This is a genomic window from Clostridium prolinivorans (assembly GCF_004011155.1).
Taxonomy (GTDB): Bacteria; Bacillota; Clostridia; order Clostridiales; family Clostridiaceae; genus Clostridium_AT; species Clostridium_AT prolinivorans.
This window is the reverse complement of record NZ_RJWG01000008.1, coordinates 17,314-33,968: the sequence shown is the minus strand read 5'-3', so window position 1 is coordinate 33,968 and position 16,655 is coordinate 17,314. Positions and strand designations below refer to the sequence as shown.

At 25.3% G+C, this 16,655-nt stretch carries 14 protein-coding genes; 13 read left to right on the top strand and 1 reads right to left on the bottom strand.

All coding sequences use genetic code 11. From position 1 onward, the window contains the following. Positions 1-12 precede the first annotated feature (12 nt). The 3 genes from gltA (at position 13) to EGD97_RS08015 (ending at position 3,395) form a co-directional block, all read left to right on the top strand. A complete protein-coding gene (gltA, locus tag EGD97_RS08025) occupies positions 13-1,401 on the top strand; it encodes an NADPH-dependent glutamate synthase (RefSeq protein WP_078682048.1) in 1,389 nt (462 codons plus the stop codon). Positions 1,402-1,753: 352 nt separating this feature from the next. Continuing rightward, complete coding sequence (locus EGD97_RS08020) at positions 1,754-2,656, top strand: DNA-3-methyladenine glycosylase family protein (protein WP_078682047.1); 903 nt, start codon at positions 1,754-1,756, stop codon at positions 2,654-2,656. A 22-nt stretch (positions 2,657-2,678) separates the two neighbouring features. Continuing rightward, complete coding sequence (locus tag EGD97_RS08015; RefSeq protein ID WP_078682183.1) at positions 2,679-3,395, top strand: TVP38/TMEM64 family protein; 717 nt, start codon at positions 2,679-2,681, stop codon at positions 3,393-3,395. A gap of 20 nt (positions 3,396-3,415) precedes the next feature. Here EGD97_RS08015 and EGD97_RS08010 read toward each other — a convergent pair whose 3' ends face one another. Beyond that, positions 3,416-4,075, bottom strand: coding sequence for a TIGR01906 family membrane protein (locus EGD97_RS08010; RefSeq protein ID WP_127837009.1), 660 nt, complete (start codon positions 4,073-4,075; stop codon positions 3,416-3,418). Positions 4,076-4,508: 433 nt separating this feature from the next. Between EGD97_RS08010 and groES the strand changes: the two genes are divergently transcribed. The 10 genes from groES to EGD97_RS07960 all read left to right on the top strand — a co-directional run bounded on the left by groES (position 4,509) and on the right by EGD97_RS07960 (position 16,649). Continuing rightward, positions 4,509-4,793, top strand: coding sequence for a co-chaperone GroES (groES, locus tag EGD97_RS08005; protein ID WP_078682045.1), 285 nt, complete (start codon positions 4,509-4,511; stop codon positions 4,791-4,793). Between the two features lie 25 nt (positions 4,794-4,818). Then, positions 4,819-6,447 (top strand): chaperonin GroEL, encoded by a 1,629-nt coding sequence (gene groL / locus EGD97_RS08000; RefSeq protein ID WP_078682044.1) that lies wholly within the window; start codon positions 4,819-4,821, stop codon positions 6,445-6,447. Positions 6,448-6,765: 318 nt separating this feature from the next. After that, on the top strand, positions 6,766-8,460 hold the full coding sequence (locus tag EGD97_RS07995; protein WP_127837008.1) for a GspE/PulE family protein: 1,695 nt from the start codon (positions 6,766-6,768) through the stop codon (positions 8,458-8,460). Between the two features lie 20 nt (positions 8,461-8,480). After that, entirely contained in the window at positions 8,481-9,686 is a 1,206-nt protein-coding gene (locus EGD97_RS07990; RefSeq protein ID WP_127837007.1) for a type II secretion system F family protein, read from the top strand. 30 nt (positions 9,687-9,716) lie between these two features. Beyond that, on the top strand, positions 9,717-10,148 hold the full coding sequence (locus EGD97_RS12760) for a type II secretion system protein (RefSeq protein WP_127837006.1): 432 nt from the start codon (positions 9,717-9,719) through the stop codon (positions 10,146-10,148). Positions 10,149-10,392: 244 nt separating this feature from the next. Further along, positions 10,393-11,586, top strand: coding sequence for a type IV pilus assembly protein PilM (gene pilM / locus EGD97_RS07980; RefSeq protein WP_164850182.1), 1,194 nt, complete (start codon positions 10,393-10,395; stop codon positions 11,584-11,586). A 14-nt stretch (positions 11,587-11,600) separates the two neighbouring features. Next, entirely contained in the window at positions 11,601-12,167 is a 567-nt protein-coding gene (locus EGD97_RS07975) for a PilN domain-containing protein (RefSeq protein WP_127837004.1), read from the top strand. Next, complete coding sequence (locus tag EGD97_RS07970) at positions 12,154-13,395, top strand: hypothetical protein (protein WP_127837003.1); 1,242 nt, start codon at positions 12,154-12,156, stop codon at positions 13,393-13,395. Before EGD97_RS07975 ends, EGD97_RS07970 begins: the two co-directional genes overlap by 14 nt. 27 nt (positions 13,396-13,422) lie before the next feature. Continuing rightward, positions 13,423-14,247, top strand: a complete 825-nt coding sequence (locus EGD97_RS07965) for a prepilin-type N-terminal cleavage/methylation domain-containing protein (RefSeq protein WP_127837002.1) — start codon at positions 13,423-13,425, stop codon at positions 14,245-14,247. A 23-nt stretch (positions 14,248-14,270) separates the two neighbouring features. Then, positions 14,271-16,649: a hypothetical protein gene (locus EGD97_RS07960; protein ID WP_127837001.1), complete on the top strand. Its 2,379-nt coding sequence runs from the start codon at positions 14,271-14,273 to the stop codon at positions 16,647-16,649. Positions 16,650-16,655: the final 6 nt, after the last annotated feature.

The following is a 16,655-nucleotide window of genomic DNA, read 5'->3' as shown; positions in this document are numbered from 1 at the left end:
GGGGAAGTATAAATGAACAGAATGAAAAGAGTACCAATTAAAGAACAAGACCCAAAGGTTAGAGTTAAAAATTTTGAAGAAGTTTGTTTAGGATATACTAAAGAAGAAGCTATGGAAGAAGCAGCAAGATGTTTAAATTGTAAAAATCCTATGTGTGTAACACAGTGCCCTGTAACTATAGAAATACCTAAATTTATACAACATGTTAAAAATGGAGAATTTGAAGAAGCGGCTAAAGTTATAGCAAGACAAAGTTCTCTTCCTGCAGTATGTGGGAGAGTATGTCCTCAGGAAACTCAATGCGAAGGAAAGTGTATACTTGGAATTAAAGGAGAACCTGTTGCAATAGGAAAACTTGAAAGATTTGTAGCTGATTGGTCAAGAGAAAACAATATAGATTTAACTGAAACTGAACCTAAGAAAGGCAAAAAAGTTGCAGTCATAGGAAGTGGACCTGCAGGACTTACATGTGCAGGGGATTTAGCAAAAATGGGTTATGATGTAACTATATTTGAAGCACTTCATGAACCAGGAGGAGTTTTAGTTTATGGAATACCAGAGTTTAGGCTTCCAAAGGATACTGTGGTTAAACATGAAATAGATAATGTTAAAAAGCTTGGAGTAAAAATAGAGACAAATGTAATTGTAGGAAAAACAATTACTATAGACGAACTTTTGGAAGAAGAAGGATTTGATGCTGTATTTATAGGTTCTGGAGCAGGGCTTCCAAAGTTTATGGGAATACCAGGAGAAAATTCTAATGGAGTGTTTTCAGCTAATGAGTTTTTAACAAGAACAAACCTTATGAAAGCTTTTAGAGAAGATTATGATACACCAATAAAAATTGGTAAAAAAGTAGCCGTAGTAGGCGGAGGGAATGTTGCTATGGATGCAGCAAGAACGGCTTTAAGATTAGGGGCTGAGGTTCATATAGTATATAGACGTTCAGAATCAGAACTTCCAGCAAGAGTTGAAGAAGTACATCATGCTAAAGAAGAAGGAGTTATATTTGATCTTCTTACTAATCCAGTAGAAATATTATCAGATGAAAAAGGCTGGGTTAAAGGTATGAAATGCATCAAAATGGAGCTAGGTGAACCAGATGCTTCAGGAAGAAGAAAACCTGTAGAGGTAAAAGGATCAGAATTTATTATGGATGTAGATACTGTAATAATGTCACTTGGTACTTCTCCAAATCCACTTATAGCTTCAACGACTAAAGGATTAAAAATAAACAATAGAAAATGCATAATAGCTCAAGAGGAAACAGGACTTACTACAAGAGAAAGAGTATATGCAGGTGGAGATGCAGTAACTGGTGCAGCTACAGTAATACTTGCTATGGGAGCAGGTAAAAAAGCTGCAAAAGCTATAAATGAATTTTTATCAAATAACAATTAATAATTATATAAAATATACCGATATATAAGTTTAAAAATTTATGTATCGGTATATTTTTATTAAATAAATGTAATCACATAGCACATAAATAATAAATTCATATTAAGTAATGTAATATTTTACAGCACTAGATTATAGGTTTATAATTACATAAATATTTATGTTAAGTATATGTTATACATTTAACATAAAAACTATATTATCATTATGTAAAGTGAATTGTAATATAAAATTTTTATTAATTATATGTTAAACAAAATAATTTAATTTATATTGAAAATGCTAAATTTATAGTATATATTAAAAACAAAAGATAAAAATTAAACTATAATATGTCTAGAGGAGAAAAATAATGGCTGATTTTGACAGTGTAAAAGAATTTGATAAAGGTATAATAATTAAAAATGTCAAAAATTTTGAACTCAATCATATTTTTGATTGTGGACAATGTTTTAGATGGCATAAAGAAGAAAATGGAAACTATATTGGAGTAGCTTTTAATAAAGTATTAGAAATAGAAAAAAAAGATAATGATATAATTATATATAATACAAATGAAGATGAATTTAATAAAATTTGGGTAGAGTATTTTGATCTTAATAGAGACTATGGTAAAATAAAAAAAATTTTAAGTAAAGATCCATTACTAAAAATTGCAGTAGAGTATGGGTATGGTATAAGAATTCTTAAACAAGATCCTTTTGAGATTGTAGTATCTTTTATAATTTCTGCCAATAACAGAATACCAATGATAAAAAAGACAATCGAAAATATTAGCAAAAACTTAGGGAATGCAATAGATTATAAAGGTAAAACTTATTATACTTTTCCATCTATAGAAGAACTTCATAAAGCTTCTATGGAGGACATAGAAGCTTGTGGTGCAGGTTTTAGAGCTAAATATATATATGATACAGTAGATAAAATATACAAAAGTCAAAAATATGAATATAATAAAAATTACGATTTAGATTTTATAAAAAATCAAGAAGATGATATATGCCATAGTATGCTCCAAAATTTCAGCGGAATAGGTCCTAAAGTTGCAGACTGTATTATGCTTTTTTCTATGAATAAGCTTTCAGCTTTTCCTGTAGATGTATGGGTAAAGAGAGCTATGCAGCATTTTTATCTTGCACCAGATGTATCTTTAAAAAAAATAAGAGAATTTGCAAGAAATAAATTTGGAGGATTTTCTGGATTTGCTCAGCAATATCTTTTTTATTATGCAAGAGAAAACAATATACATGTTTAATATAAATTTTAAAGGTGAAACTATGTTAATAAAAATTAAAGCATTTTGTAAAAACTTATTTAAATCAATGTATGATAATAGAGCATATATTATGATAATATTAATTGCACTTTTTATATTTATCATGGCATATGAATATTATGGTCATTATTTTAATATATTTAGAAATCCACAAAAGATAAAAAATATTATATTATCTTATGGTGATTATAGTATTTTTGCCTTTTTAGCATTACAAATTATACAAGTAATAGCATTTTTTATACCTGGTGAAGTTATACAAATTGCAGGAGGATATATATATACAACTTTTGAGGGAGGATTTCTTTCGTTATTAGGCATAACTATAGGAAGTGCTATTGTATATTCTATATCTAGATTTTATGGTAAGCCTTTTATAGAAAAAATAATATCAAAGAAACATATAAAATTTTTTGATAAAATTTTAAAACTTGGAAATATTAATTTTGCAATTTTTTTATTATATTTAATTCCTGGCATACCTAAAGATGTTTTAGCTTATATATGTGGTATTTCAAATATAAAATTTAAAAATTTTATGATTTATTCTACAGCAGGCAGAATTCCAGGTATATTTTTATCAGCATTTTTTGGTTTTAAAATGTATTCAGGCAATAAAAATATGCTTATTATTATTGCAATAACTGCATCTATTTTATTTATAGTTGGAATTTTTAAAGGTGAAAAAATTATAAAATCTTTAATTAGAAAGGAATAAAAAAGACATCATAATGAATTTTATATTTCATTATGATGTCTTTTTATTTTTATGTAAGATAAATATAAAATTATGCTGAATATTGATAATATAGCTAAAATAAAAATTGCACAATGAAAGAAAAATTCTTCAGGAAGAACATTTATAATAGGATCAAGTTCAGGATCAAATTCCCAATAATCGTTATTAAAAAATATTTTATGGAAAATAGTGAAACTTTTATCAAAGTTTATAGCAAAAGGTACAGAAAGCAATATAGGAATAGATATAAGAAATATAGAACTTAGTTTTAAAAATTTAAAATTTCTTTTTTTTATTTTATAAAATATTCCAAATAAACTTAAAAAGAAAGTAATATACATAATAGTATTAAATTTAATAAATATATTTTTTACTTCAGCAAAATGTATTTCACCTTCTTTAGAAGTTTTAAAAGAAGGCATATTAAGTTTAGTTATATTTTTATTTTTAAGATAATCTATTAATATATCATAATTTTTAATAATTTCTTCCTTTTGCATTCCATAATTTTCAGATATATTTAAATAATCAATATCTAAATAATATAATTTTTTAAATGATAAAGTAATATTAACAGATAAAGATATTAAAAATAATGCAATAGTTATAGATAATAAAAAATTTGTAAATTTATAAAAAAAATTATTTGATTTATTCATTAAAAATCCTCCGATTATAAAATATACTATTTATTTTATAAAACAGTATATATTTAGTCAACTATTATATTTTAATTAGATTTTTTCATGTATAAATTTAAATTTATAAGATAATAATATTTATTGTTTGAGTTTTATTTTGGATAAAATTATCAAATTGAAATTTTAATCAAAATTAATTAATTCATTATAAATTTAGAAATATAATAAAAAAAAGAGTAAAAAGGCAAATTATTAAAATATTTTATAATAAAATTATATTTTCAAGGTTAAATGAGCAAATAAGTTAAAATATGACATTTGCTATTATTCTAAGTATTAATTATTATAATAATTGTGTTAGCACTCATTAATGTTGAGTGCTAACAATAATGAATTTAAGTTTATAATATTATTAATCATAAATTATAAAAAAGTTTAAGGAGGGGTTTAAATGAGAATTAGACCACTTGGTGACAGAGTTGTTATTAAAAGATTGGAAGCTGAGGAAAAAACAAAAAGCGGTATAGTATTAACAGGTACTGCTAAAGAAAAACCACAAGAAGCTGAGGTTGTAGCAGTAGGACCTGGTGGATTAGTTGATGGAAAAGAAGTAAAGATGGAAGTTAAAGTAGGAGATAAAGTATTATTTTCTAAGTATGCCGGTACTGAAGTTAAAGTTGACGGCGAAGAATATACTATTATAAAACAAGATGATATTTTAGCAATTGTTGAATAATTAATTAAGTTTGGAGGGATGTAAAATGGCTAAAAAGATATTATATGGTGAAGAAGCTAGAAGAGCAATGCAAAGAGGTGTGGATGCTTTAGCTGACACTGTAAAAATAACACTTGGACCAAAAGGAAGAAATGTAGTTTTAGATAAAAAATTTGGTGCTCCTCTTATAACTAATGATGGAGTTACAATAGCAAGAGAAATTGAATTAGAAGATCCTTTTGAAAATATGGGAGCACAACTTGTTAAAGAAGTTGCTACAAAAACTAATGATGTAGCAGGAGATGGAACTACTACAGCAACACTTCTTGCTCAAGCAATAATAAGAGAAGGATTAAAAAATGTTACAGCTGGAGCTAATCCAATGCTTATAAGAACTGGTATCAATAAAGCCGTAGAAAAAGCTGTTGAAGAAATCAAAAAGATTTCAAGACCAGTTGATGGAAAAGAAGACATAGCTAGAGTTGCTTCAATATCAGCTGCTGACGAAGAAATAGGAAAGCTTATAGCTGATGCTATGGAAAAAGTAGGTAATGAAGGTGTTATAACAGTTGAAGAATCAAAATCTATGGGCACTGAATTAGATGTTGTTGAAGGAATGCAGTTTGATAGAGGATATGTAAGCCCATATATGGTTACTGATACTGAAAAAATGGAAGCTGTTCTAGACGATCCATATATACTTATAACTGATAAAAAGATTTCTAACATACAAGAAATCCTTCCAATACTTGAACAAATAGTTCAACAAGGAAAGAAACTTTTAATAATAGCTGATGATATAGAAGGAGAAGCATTAGCTACATTAGTTGTTAATAAATTAAGAGGAACATTCACTTGCGTAGGAGTTAAAGCACCAGGATTTGGAGATAGAAGAAAAGAAATGCTTCAAGATATAGCAATACTTACTGGTGGAGAAGTTATATCTGAAGAATTAGGAAGAGATTTAAAAGAAGTTACTATTGATATGCTTGGAAGAGCTGAAAGCGTAAAAGTTTCTAAAGAAAATACTACAATAGTTAACGGAAAAGGCGACGCAAACGAAATTCATAATAGAGTTAATCAAATAAAAGCTCAAATAGAAGAAACTACTTCAGATTTTGATAGAGAAAAATTACAAGAAAGATTAGCTAAACTTGCTGGAGGAGTTGCAGTTATAAAAGTTGGTGCAGCTACTGAAACAGAACTTAAAGAAAGAAAACTTAGAATAGAAGATGCACTAGCAGCTACAAAAGCAGCTGTTGAAGAAGGTATAGTACCAGGTGGTGGAACTGCATATATTAATGTAATAAATGAAGTTGCTAAACTTACTTCAGATGAACCAGATGTTCAAGTTGGTATAAACATTATAAAGAGAGCATTAGAAGAGCCAGTAAGACAAATAGCATTCAATGCTGGACTTGAAGGTTCTGTAATAATAGAAAAAATTAGAAACAGCGAACCAGGAACAGGATTTGACGCTTTACATGAAACTTATGTAAATATGATCAAAGCTGGTATAGTTGATCCAACTAAAGTTACAAGAAGTGCACTTCAAAATGCAGCTTCAGTAGCAGCTACTTTCTTAACAACTGAAAGTGTGGTTGCTGATATACCAGAAAAGAACCCAGCACCAGCAATGCCTGCTGGCGGAATGGGAATGGACGGAATGTATTAAAATAAAAAATAAAAAATTCCCCAATATTGGGGAATTTTTTATTTTTTTGAAAAAAGAATATCGCGAAAACCCCAATTATGATAAAATATAAAAAAATAAATAAAAATATGTAAATTTATACCATTTTATATATTGTGTATACTTATGATTAAATGTATAATAATAACATAAATAAAAATTATTAAATTACATAAAATATTATATAATTTAAATATAATTTATATAAAATTAAAATAATTACAATAATTAAAAAATTAACAAAGTATATAAAATATTGCATTAATTATATTAAAAAATTCATTTAAGGAGTATTATCCTATGGAATTTAAGGTTAAAAGAAGGCTAGGAGATTTATTAGTTCAAGAAGGTAAAATCTCAATGCTCCAGCTTAGAGAATCATTAATGAAACAAAGAACTTTAGGGAAAAAGCTTGGAGAAATTTTAATAGATGATGGATTAGTTACAGAAGAAGATATTATAGAGGTACTAGAAAAACAGACTGGAATTCAAAGGATAAATATAGATAGTATAACAATAGACAAAAAAGCAATAAAATCAGTTCCAGAAAGCATATGTTTAAAACATGATCTAATTCCATTTGGATTTAATGAAAACAAAATAAAAATAGCTATGTGGGATCCTTTAAATATATTTGCAATTGATGATGTTTCTATAGCGTCAGGATTTGAAGTTGAAACTTATATAGCACTTAAAAGTGAAATAAAAAAATACATAGAAAGATATTATTCTGATCAGCAAGTACTTAAAGCTGCAGAGGAACTATCAAAAGAAAAGTTGGGAGTAAGTAAGCTTCAAAATCAAATTGAAGAAGAAGAATTTAATAATATAAAAAATGCTCCTGTTGTTAAAATGGTAGATTATCTTATAAAAAATGCATTAGAAACTAGAGCTAGCGATATACATATTGAACCTTTTGAAAAGTATGTAAGAATAAGATATAGAATAGATGGACAACTTGTTCAGGTTTCAACGGTAGGAATTGATTCTCAAGCTGCTTTAGTTACAAGGTTAAAAATACTTGCTAATTTAAATATAGCAGAAAAAAGAATTCCACAAGATGGACGAATTATTACAAAAGTTGGAGAAAAAGAAGTTGATCTAAGAGTATCAATACTTCCAACTGTTTTTGGAGAAAAAGTAGTTATAAGAATTCTCGATAGAGATAATTATCAAGTTGGGATAGATAAACTTGGAATGGAAGATGAAGATATTAAAAAAATTAAAAATATTATAAAAAGCCCTCATGGAATAATACTTATAACAGGGCCTACAGGCTCTGGAAAGTCTACTACACTATATACTATATTAAATGAATTAAATAATGAAGATAAAAATATAATTACTATAGAAGATCCAGTTGAATATATGCTTGAAGGAATAAATCAAGTTAATGTTAATGTTAAATCAGGTCTTACTTTTGCTAATGGACTAAGGTCTATTTTAAGGCAGGATCCTGATATAATTATGATAGGAGAAATAAGAGATGAAGAAACAGCTCAAATAGCTGTTAGAGCAGCTATAACAGGGCACTTGGTATTAAGCACCCTTCATACAAATGATGCACCTTCTTCTATAGCAAGACTAATAGATATGGGAATAGAACCTTATTTATTAGCAAGTTCTATTGAAGGAATTATAGCTCAAAGGCTTGTAAGAAAAATATGTCCTAGATGTAAAACATTATATGAGGCTAATTCATATGAAAAATCTATTCTTTCATGTAATGAAAATGAGCATATAATTTTAAGTAAAGGAAAAGGATGTGCTTTTTGTAATAACTCTGGATATTTAGGAAGAACCGGAGTCTATGAAATAATGAAAATAGATAAAGAACATAAAGATTATATAATGAAAAATATAAACTCTGAAGCATTAAGGGAGCTATCAATAAAAAAAGGCATGAAAACTTTAAAAACGTATTGCAGAGACTTAGTCTTAAAAGGTATTACTACAGTTGAAGAATTAGTTAAAATTACATTTTTAAAAGAATAGAAATGAGGTGATTAATAATTATGCCTCTTTATAAATATAAAGCAGTGAATGAAAAAGGAGAAAAAATTGAAGGAACTTATAATGGTACATCTAAAGATGACGTTATTTCTATGATAAGTACTAATAATTATTATCCCCTTAAAATAGAAGAAATAAATGAAAGAGGGAAAATCAATTTTGAAATTTTTAATAGAGTAACAATAAAAGATATAGCTGTTTTTTGCAGACAATTTTATACTATGCTTGATGCGGGACTTTCTATAAATAATGCACTTCATATATTATCAGAGCAGCTTACTAATAAAAAATTTAAAGAAACAATTAGTAATATAGAAGAAGAAGTAAGAAAAGGTTCTACATTATCGGAAGCTATGAAATTACATAATAATATATTCCCTGATTTACTTATAAATATGATAGAAACAGGAGAATTAAGTGGTAATTTAGACCAAATTATGCTTAGAATGTCTAATCATTATGAAAAAGAAAATAAAATTAATAATAAAGTTAAAAATGCTATGATATATCCAATTATATTATCTATAATATCAATAACTGTTATATCTGTAATTCTTATTTTTGTAATGCCTGTTTTTGTAGATATGTTTACAAATAGTGGAGTAGAGCTTCCGTTAACAACTAAAATACTTCTTGGAATAAGTAATGGTATAAGGGAAAATATAATAATAATATTTTTATTAATATCAATTATTATTACTTTAGTAAGATATTATTTAAAAACTTATAATGGATTACTGTGGATTAATAAAATGAAACTTTCATTACCTATAATAAAAGAATTAAATCAAAAGATAATTGTTTCAAGATTTACAAGAACACTATCTACTATGCTTAGTAGTGGACTCCCTTTAATTCAAAGTCTTCAAATAGTTGGACAAGTAATAGGAAATAAATTAGTTGAAGATGCATTAAATACTGTAAGAGAAAAGGTAATAAAAGGGGAAGGATTAGCTTTGCCTATTAAAGAAACGGGACTATTTCCTCCAATGCTATCATCAATGATAGGTATAGGTGAAGAATCAGGTGCTCTTGATGAAATCTTAAATAAAACAGCAGATTTTTATGACGAAGAATTAGACAGTGCAATAACCACTTTTACTTCCATGCTTGAACCAATAATGATAGTAGTAATGGGAGTGATAGTAGGATTTTTAATAATATCTATTATTCAGCCTATGTTTGGTATGTATAGTACCATACAATAAAATTAATTAGAATCTAAGGAGGATTTAACAATGGAAAAAAGAAGAAACACAAAAAAGAAAGGATTCACTCTTATTGAACTTATTGTTGTTATTGCAATAATAGGAATATTAGCAGCAATTATGGTTCCAAGGCTTACAGGATTTCAAGACAAAGCTAGAAGAACTCAGGTTGTAAATGATGCAAGACAATTAGCTACAGCTATTGACTCAATTGTAGCTGAAACAGCAGATGGAAAAGTACCTACTGATGTTCAACTTACAAGAGAAAAAACTGCTGCAAATATAATAGCCAATAAAGCAGTTCAGCTTGCAGGTATTGCTAAATCAGGAGATACAGAAGTGAGAATAACTGAATTAACAATTGGTAAAAATGGATCATTTACATTTAAAGAAAAAATAAATAATATAAAATACACTGCATCTAGAACTGCTACTGGAGAAGCTTCAACAGTTACACCATAAAAATTAATTTATTAAAAATGACAATAATTTAAATAAGAAAAAAGTGTAAAGTTTATTAAAACTTTACACTTTAATATATATTAAATGTATATCGAATTAATAAAAATATTTACTATAATTGATTACTAATATTTATAACAAATTAATAACTAATATAAATATAACTATATATACCATATATAGAAATTTATTTACAGTTTACTGTGATTTAATCATATTTTTAATTAAATAAGAGGTGAGCTTTTTGGATTTAAAAAAAATTAAAACCTTAGATTTTAACAATTTAAAAAAAATTCTAAATTCTGATATATCTTCTTTAAAAAATATAAATAAAAAATCAAAAACAGTACAAATTGATTCGAAAATTAAACCTAAAAATACAAAATATGTAATATCTTTAGATATAGGAACTAATAAAATAAAAGTAGTGGTAGGCAAATACTCAAAAAATAAAATTATTATAAAAGATGTTTTTTTGGTAAATACTCCAAAGGGAATAATTAATGATGGAAATATATTAAATAATATTCTTATGGCTGAAACGTTACAAAATATATATGATTTATCCAGAATAAAAACAAAAACCAAAAATGTTATTTGTATTATTAATAGTACTTCTATAATAAACAGAGAGATATTAATTCCAGCTGCTGAAGAAGATGAATTAGATACATTAGTAAAATATGAAATAGCCCAGTATCTTCCAATAAATTTAGAAGATTATATATTACAATATAATTTAATTGAAGAAATTAAACAAGATGAAATTAACAAATTTAAAGTATTGGTAGTTACTTATCCTGATAAATTAGCAAAACAGTATTATGAAGCTTTATTAAATGCTAAACTTATTCCTTATACTTTAGATGTTTCTTTTAATTCTTTAAAAAAATTATTATATAATACAACTATGATTAATGAAAATGATTATAACATTAAAGATACTATTGCTTTTATAGATATGGGAGCCAATACTCTTAATATAAATATATATGCTAATGGACAGATGGATTTTACTAGAATAGTAAAATCTGGAGGAAAGTTTATTGATAATGAAATTGCTAAAAATACTGGAGTTACTATAAAAGAAGGAGAAGAAAAGAAAATAAAATATTGTAATTTAAATGGGTTATTTAAAGAAAATACAGAAGAATTCTTAATAAATAAAATAATAAAAGAAATAACTGATGAATGGATTGATGAATTAAATAGAATCATACAATTTTATAAAAACAAAAAAGTAGGAAACAAAATAGACAAGATATATATTTATGGAGGAAGTTCAAATTTAAACGGTATAGATATATATTTAAATTCAAAGTTAAACATACCAGTAGAAAAAGTAACAACTTTTAATAATATAGTTTTAGACAATAATATTGAAAAAAATGATTTAAATTTATATATAAATGCTATTGGTTCAATTATAAGATTTTAGGTTGGTGAATTTATATGAATGATTTTAATTTTTTTCTCCCATATTTAAATAAAAATAAAAGCAATAAAAATACAAATTTATATGTTGCAATTTCAGCAATAATACTAATTGTTTTTATAGGTGGTACTTTCTTATGGAATAGTATAAGTATAATAAAATTAAACAAAGACATAAATGAAATAAATGCTCAATTAAAAAATCCTGAAAAAGCTGAAAAATTAAAAAAAGCAGAAGATATTTCTAATAAACAAAAAATTTTAAATAAATATTATGATGGAGTTAAATTGATAGTTAAAGAAATAAACAAAAAAGATTTAGTAAAAAGTGAATTGCTTATAGACATAGCTTCAACTTTACCTAAAGATGTTTCTTTTAAATCTATTGTATTTGATGAACAATTTATACATATACAAGGATCCTCTAAAAATAGAGTTTCTATAGCAGAACTTCAATATAATTTAAAACAACTTGAATTTATTTCAGATGTTCAAGTAAACAGTATTACTGATGGAAGCGATGGTGAATATTCATTCACATTAAAATGTGTGTTAAAGGATGTTGAGCAAAATGAAAATGAGTAAAAGGGAAAAAGTATTGATAATTGTTTTAACTTTACTAATTATTATATATGGTTATTATGAGAATATTTATAAAAAACAAATTTCAAAAATTAACGAGCTTAAAACACAAAAGGTTACACTAGAAAACAAATTAAATTTTTTAAATAATATGATAGCAGATTTAGATAAAAATGAAAGTAATTTTAAAATATTAAATTCTAAAATTCAAGACACATCAAAAAATTTATATCCATATATTTCCCAAGAAAAAATAATTACAGAATTAGATAAAATTATAACTAATTCTAAGATTATTGGTGCTTTTAATTTTTCAGAAGTTTCAGTTCAGCCAATAAAAAATAACAATAAAGAAGAAGATAAAAAAACAAAGGAAAGTTTTTTGCAGCCTACTGTAGATGAATACAATAATATAACAGACAATACTAAGAAAAATATAGGAAACAACAAGAATGAAGATGAAAATAAAACATATTCAAATAATGATTTAAATATAGAACAAATGCAGGCAACTCTTTCTTTTAGAGGAAATTACAATAGTATTATTAATCTTATAAAAAATATAGAGAGCAATTCTAAAAAAATATTTATTACAAATATAAATTTAAATCAAAGTGATAAAAATGAAATTAGTGGATCATGTCAATTGGAGTTTTATGCTATACCTAAAATTGATAATTATGTAGAGGATGAAGAATATATAAATTGGAATTACAGTGAAAATTATGGGAAAGTTAATCCATTTGATGGAGGTAATTCTACAAATATTAATAATACAATCGAAGAGTCTAGTGTTATTAAAAAAACTTCTTATGATTTTGTTATGAGTGTTAGAAGTATGAATTCAGATCTACCGACAATAATGCTTGGGAAAGCAAATGATAATTCTAAAAATACATATGTATATGCAGATAGTAATTCAAAAGAAAATGTTGAAATTGTTATTACAAAAGAAAATAATAATTACTATTATAAATATAAGACAAGCAGGGGGAGTTTTCCTATTCAATATAATGGTAATGGAGTAAAATTTCAACCTCTAAATGAATATATTTCACTTAAAATATATTCAAATAAAAGGCTTAATAATGATGATAATGCTGGAGCAAATATAAAAATAATAAATAAAACTGATAAAATAATAAATGTTGAAATAGAAAGTGATGATACATTAAATCCTAGAATTAATATATCTGGTGAAGGCAGCAGCATAAATGTTAAAAAAAATTAGGTAATTAATTTGAGAGGGGATAATTAATTGAAAAAATATATAATAAAAAAAGGTTTTACACTAATTGAAATATTGATAAGCATTTCAATACTTTTCATTATAATTATTCCTTTAAGTAATCTTATAATATCTTCAACTAAAATGAGTAAAAGTGGAGAAGAAAAGCAACAAGCTGTTACAATTGCTCAGCAAATAATTGAAGAAATTAAGGGGATACCTGATTTTAATTCATTTTCAACTTATGGGATTACTTTAAATGAAGTAGCTCAAGGTAAAGATGAATTTTATGGAAATAAAGTTTTAGATGAAGGATATATTGTAGATATACATATTAAACCAATAAATGATTTGTCTTTTTATAATAAAATAGATTCAAATGTAGTTTATGATGTAGATATATTTATTGAAGGTACAGATAACGATATAAGAATAAAGAAGGTAAATGACGTAAATGTAAATTATGCTATTAAATCAGGTGAACTTATAATTGATAATAATATTTCAAATATAAAAATAACCTATGGTATCAATGGAACTAATACATTTGAAAAAAATAATAATTCTTTTGGAAAAGTAAGGGTAAGCTTTGGAGCAAATACAAATATAAATAATAATTTTATTTTTAAAGCTTCAAATTATAATTTAGAACCATTTGAAATTTATATTGAAGTTGATTCAAATGCACATGTAAACTATTCAATGGATAATAACTTAGGAAAAATCAGAAAGTATTTTAATATCGTAAATTCAGAAAAATCTTCTTTTGCAAATAAAATTTATGATATCGAAGTTTCTATATCTAAAAATAATAAGCAAATTTATAAAGCAATAGCTAATAAGGTAATATATTAAATTGTTCATAAAGGGGGAAAGGTATGAGCAAGAAAAAAAGGGGAGCTTCTTTAATCACTGTAGTTGTAATATTTTCTATATTAATTACTTTTGGAACAGCAGCTTTAAGCTTAACAGCAACAGACTATCAATCTAGAATTGCAGAAGGCAATCGTATTAAAAATTTATATTATTCAGAATCAGGATTGGATATAACTTATGGAGTTATAGAAAAGATGATAGAAACGTCAATTACTAAAAGTAACAATTCTGTTGATGATTTTATGCAAAACTTAAATTCCCAAATTGAAAAAGAAATAAATATGATAAAAAATGGTAAAAATGACGATTTAAAATATGTTAATTTAGATGGGAGCTTAAATGAAGAAAATATAAATAAAGAAAAAAATATAATATTTAAAGATATGTTTAAAAAATGGTTAACTGAGGCGTCTTTATATACTAATAATACTTCAAAGATAATATATGCAATAGAAAACAGTATATATTATGATAATTCTGGTAATATAATAAATTTTTATAATTCACAAAAGCCAGCAATATCAGTAATAAACATTGATAAAAATGAAAGTAATGGTAAAATAGTAGCTTTTAACGGCGATAATTTAGAACTGGAAGTTCAATCGAAATTTTCAACTTTAAAAGATATTTTTGGAAGTTTAACTCAAAAACCTTTTGAACGTATTGTTAGTGCTAAATTTATAATACATGTTCCAGATTATAAAGATAATTATTATGTAGAAACAAATATGCTTGATATTAAGGTAAATCCGGTATGGAAAAAAGCCATTTCAATAGATGGAAATTTAATTTTAAATGGGAATACAGAAATAACAGGGGATATTTTTGCTAAAGGTAGAACTGATGATAGTATAATAGATAAAGTATACGATAAATATAAAGGTGGTATAATTATTCAAGGTAATAATGGAGGCAAAGGAGATACAATATTAACAGGAGATATAGTAACTTCTAAAAGCTTTCACGTTAAAGATACAAATAATGTTAAAATACAAGATCCAAATGATATTAATAAAAAATTTAATCTTTATGCTGGTAATGTATATGTGGGGAAAAGTTCAAGTAGTGAAAGTAATACAATAAATAGCAGCTTAATAGTTAAAGGAAATGTATATACTGATAATGATTTAGCTTTAAATGCAAAAAATAGTAAAATTGAAATTGATAATTATTATGGTATTGGAGATTTAACTAAACCTAGCAATACAAGCGGAAGTAGATCATTATATGATAGAGAAATGATATCAAGCAGTATACTTATTAATACAGATGATATAGGAGAAGGATCTTCAATTACTATAAATGATGAAGCATATATTATGGGAACTGCGTATATTAAAACTCAGCCAGATAGTTATCAAACTGGAGAATCTGTAGCAGTAAAGGGGAACTACATAGCTTATGCAAGTCAGCTTACAGGGGATAGCGCTTTATATGAATCTGATGGGATAAATAGCTATAATGAACTTTATGGTAAAACAGCAAAAGATTTTAATTTAGATAGCAGTAAAGTATATTTTAAATATTATAATCCTTTGCAATTAGTAGATAGTTTTAATGATTCAAAAGATTTGGGAAAAGAGAATATAAAATTTATGACGGTAGAAGAAAAGAGTAAGTATTTTAAATATTACTCAAAAGAAAATAATAATTTAAATTTAAAGGGAAAAGGAATAAAACTGCCTGATAATACAGTAAGTATAGGGGCGTTTATTACTGAAAAAGGAGATTCATTTATAGTTAAAAGCCCATCTTATACACCTGAAAAGGAGGAGGAAGTTAGAAAATTTAGAAAAAATTATGCTTCACAAGTATTTGAAATGGGCAATCCTTCTAACATAAACGAAGATGAATTATTAGATGAATATTTAGAAGGTGATGTAAAAAAAACTGTAACTAATCAGGTTAATTTTAGTTTAATAAATGAAAATATACCTTTAGAAAATGATGAAGATAAAATAATATTAAGTAAAAATAAAAATGTAGTTATAGTTGGGAAAAATTCTCCTGATTATGTTGGAAGTTCTGATGAAATAATAATAAATATACCATCTGGAATTGCAAATGGAATTATTATAACAGGAGGGAATGTTACAATAAAAGGTGAATTAAATTTTACAGGTACAATTATAGCAGCGGGAGATTTAACTTTATATGGAGATGGATATAAAAAAAGAATAATTTATAATTCTAATTATGTTGATAAATTAATAGCATATAATCATGATAAATACTTTAATAAAATATTTAATACTAATGATTATATATATTCACAGAAAATAGAAGTTTTTTCACAGACTGATACTGCAAAAAATTTAGGAAGTAATAGTATTATAACAGATAAGTTAATAACTAAAAAATCATGGAAATTAATAAAATAATTAAGA

Coding starts and splice junctions, on each gene's coding strand:
- gltA (WP_078682048.1), top strand. CDS start 13: ATGAACAGAATGAAAAGAGTACCAATTAAAGAACAAGACCCAAAGGTT.
- EGD97_RS08020 (WP_078682047.1), top strand. CDS start 1,754: ATGGCTGATTTTGACAGTGTAAAAGAATTTGATAAAGGTATAATAATT.
- EGD97_RS08015 (WP_078682183.1), top strand. CDS start 2,679: ATGTTAATAAAAATTAAAGCATTTTGTAAAAACTTATTTAAATCAATG.
- EGD97_RS08010 (WP_127837009.1), bottom strand. CDS start 4,075: ATGAATAAATCAAATAATTTTTTTTATAAATTTACAAATTTTTTATTA.
- groES (WP_078682045.1), top strand. CDS start 4,509: ATGAGAATTAGACCACTTGGTGACAGAGTTGTTATTAAAAGATTGGAA.
- groL (WP_078682044.1), top strand. CDS start 4,819: ATGGCTAAAAAGATATTATATGGTGAAGAAGCTAGAAGAGCAATGCAA.
- EGD97_RS07995 (WP_127837008.1), top strand. CDS start 6,766: ATGGAATTTAAGGTTAAAAGAAGGCTAGGAGATTTATTAGTTCAAGAA.
- EGD97_RS07990 (WP_127837007.1), top strand. CDS start 8,481: ATGCCTCTTTATAAATATAAAGCAGTGAATGAAAAAGGAGAAAAAATT.
- EGD97_RS12760 (WP_127837006.1), top strand. CDS start 9,717: ATGGAAAAAAGAAGAAACACAAAAAAGAAAGGATTCACTCTTATTGAA.
- EGD97_RS07975 (WP_127837004.1), top strand. CDS start 11,601: ATGAATGATTTTAATTTTTTTCTCCCATATTTAAATAAAAATAAAAGC.
- EGD97_RS07970 (WP_127837003.1), top strand. CDS start 12,154: ATGAAAATGAGTAAAAGGGAAAAAGTATTGATAATTGTTTTAACTTTA.
- EGD97_RS07960 (WP_127837001.1), top strand. CDS start 14,271: ATGAGCAAGAAAAAAAGGGGAGCTTCTTTAATCACTGTAGTTGTAATA.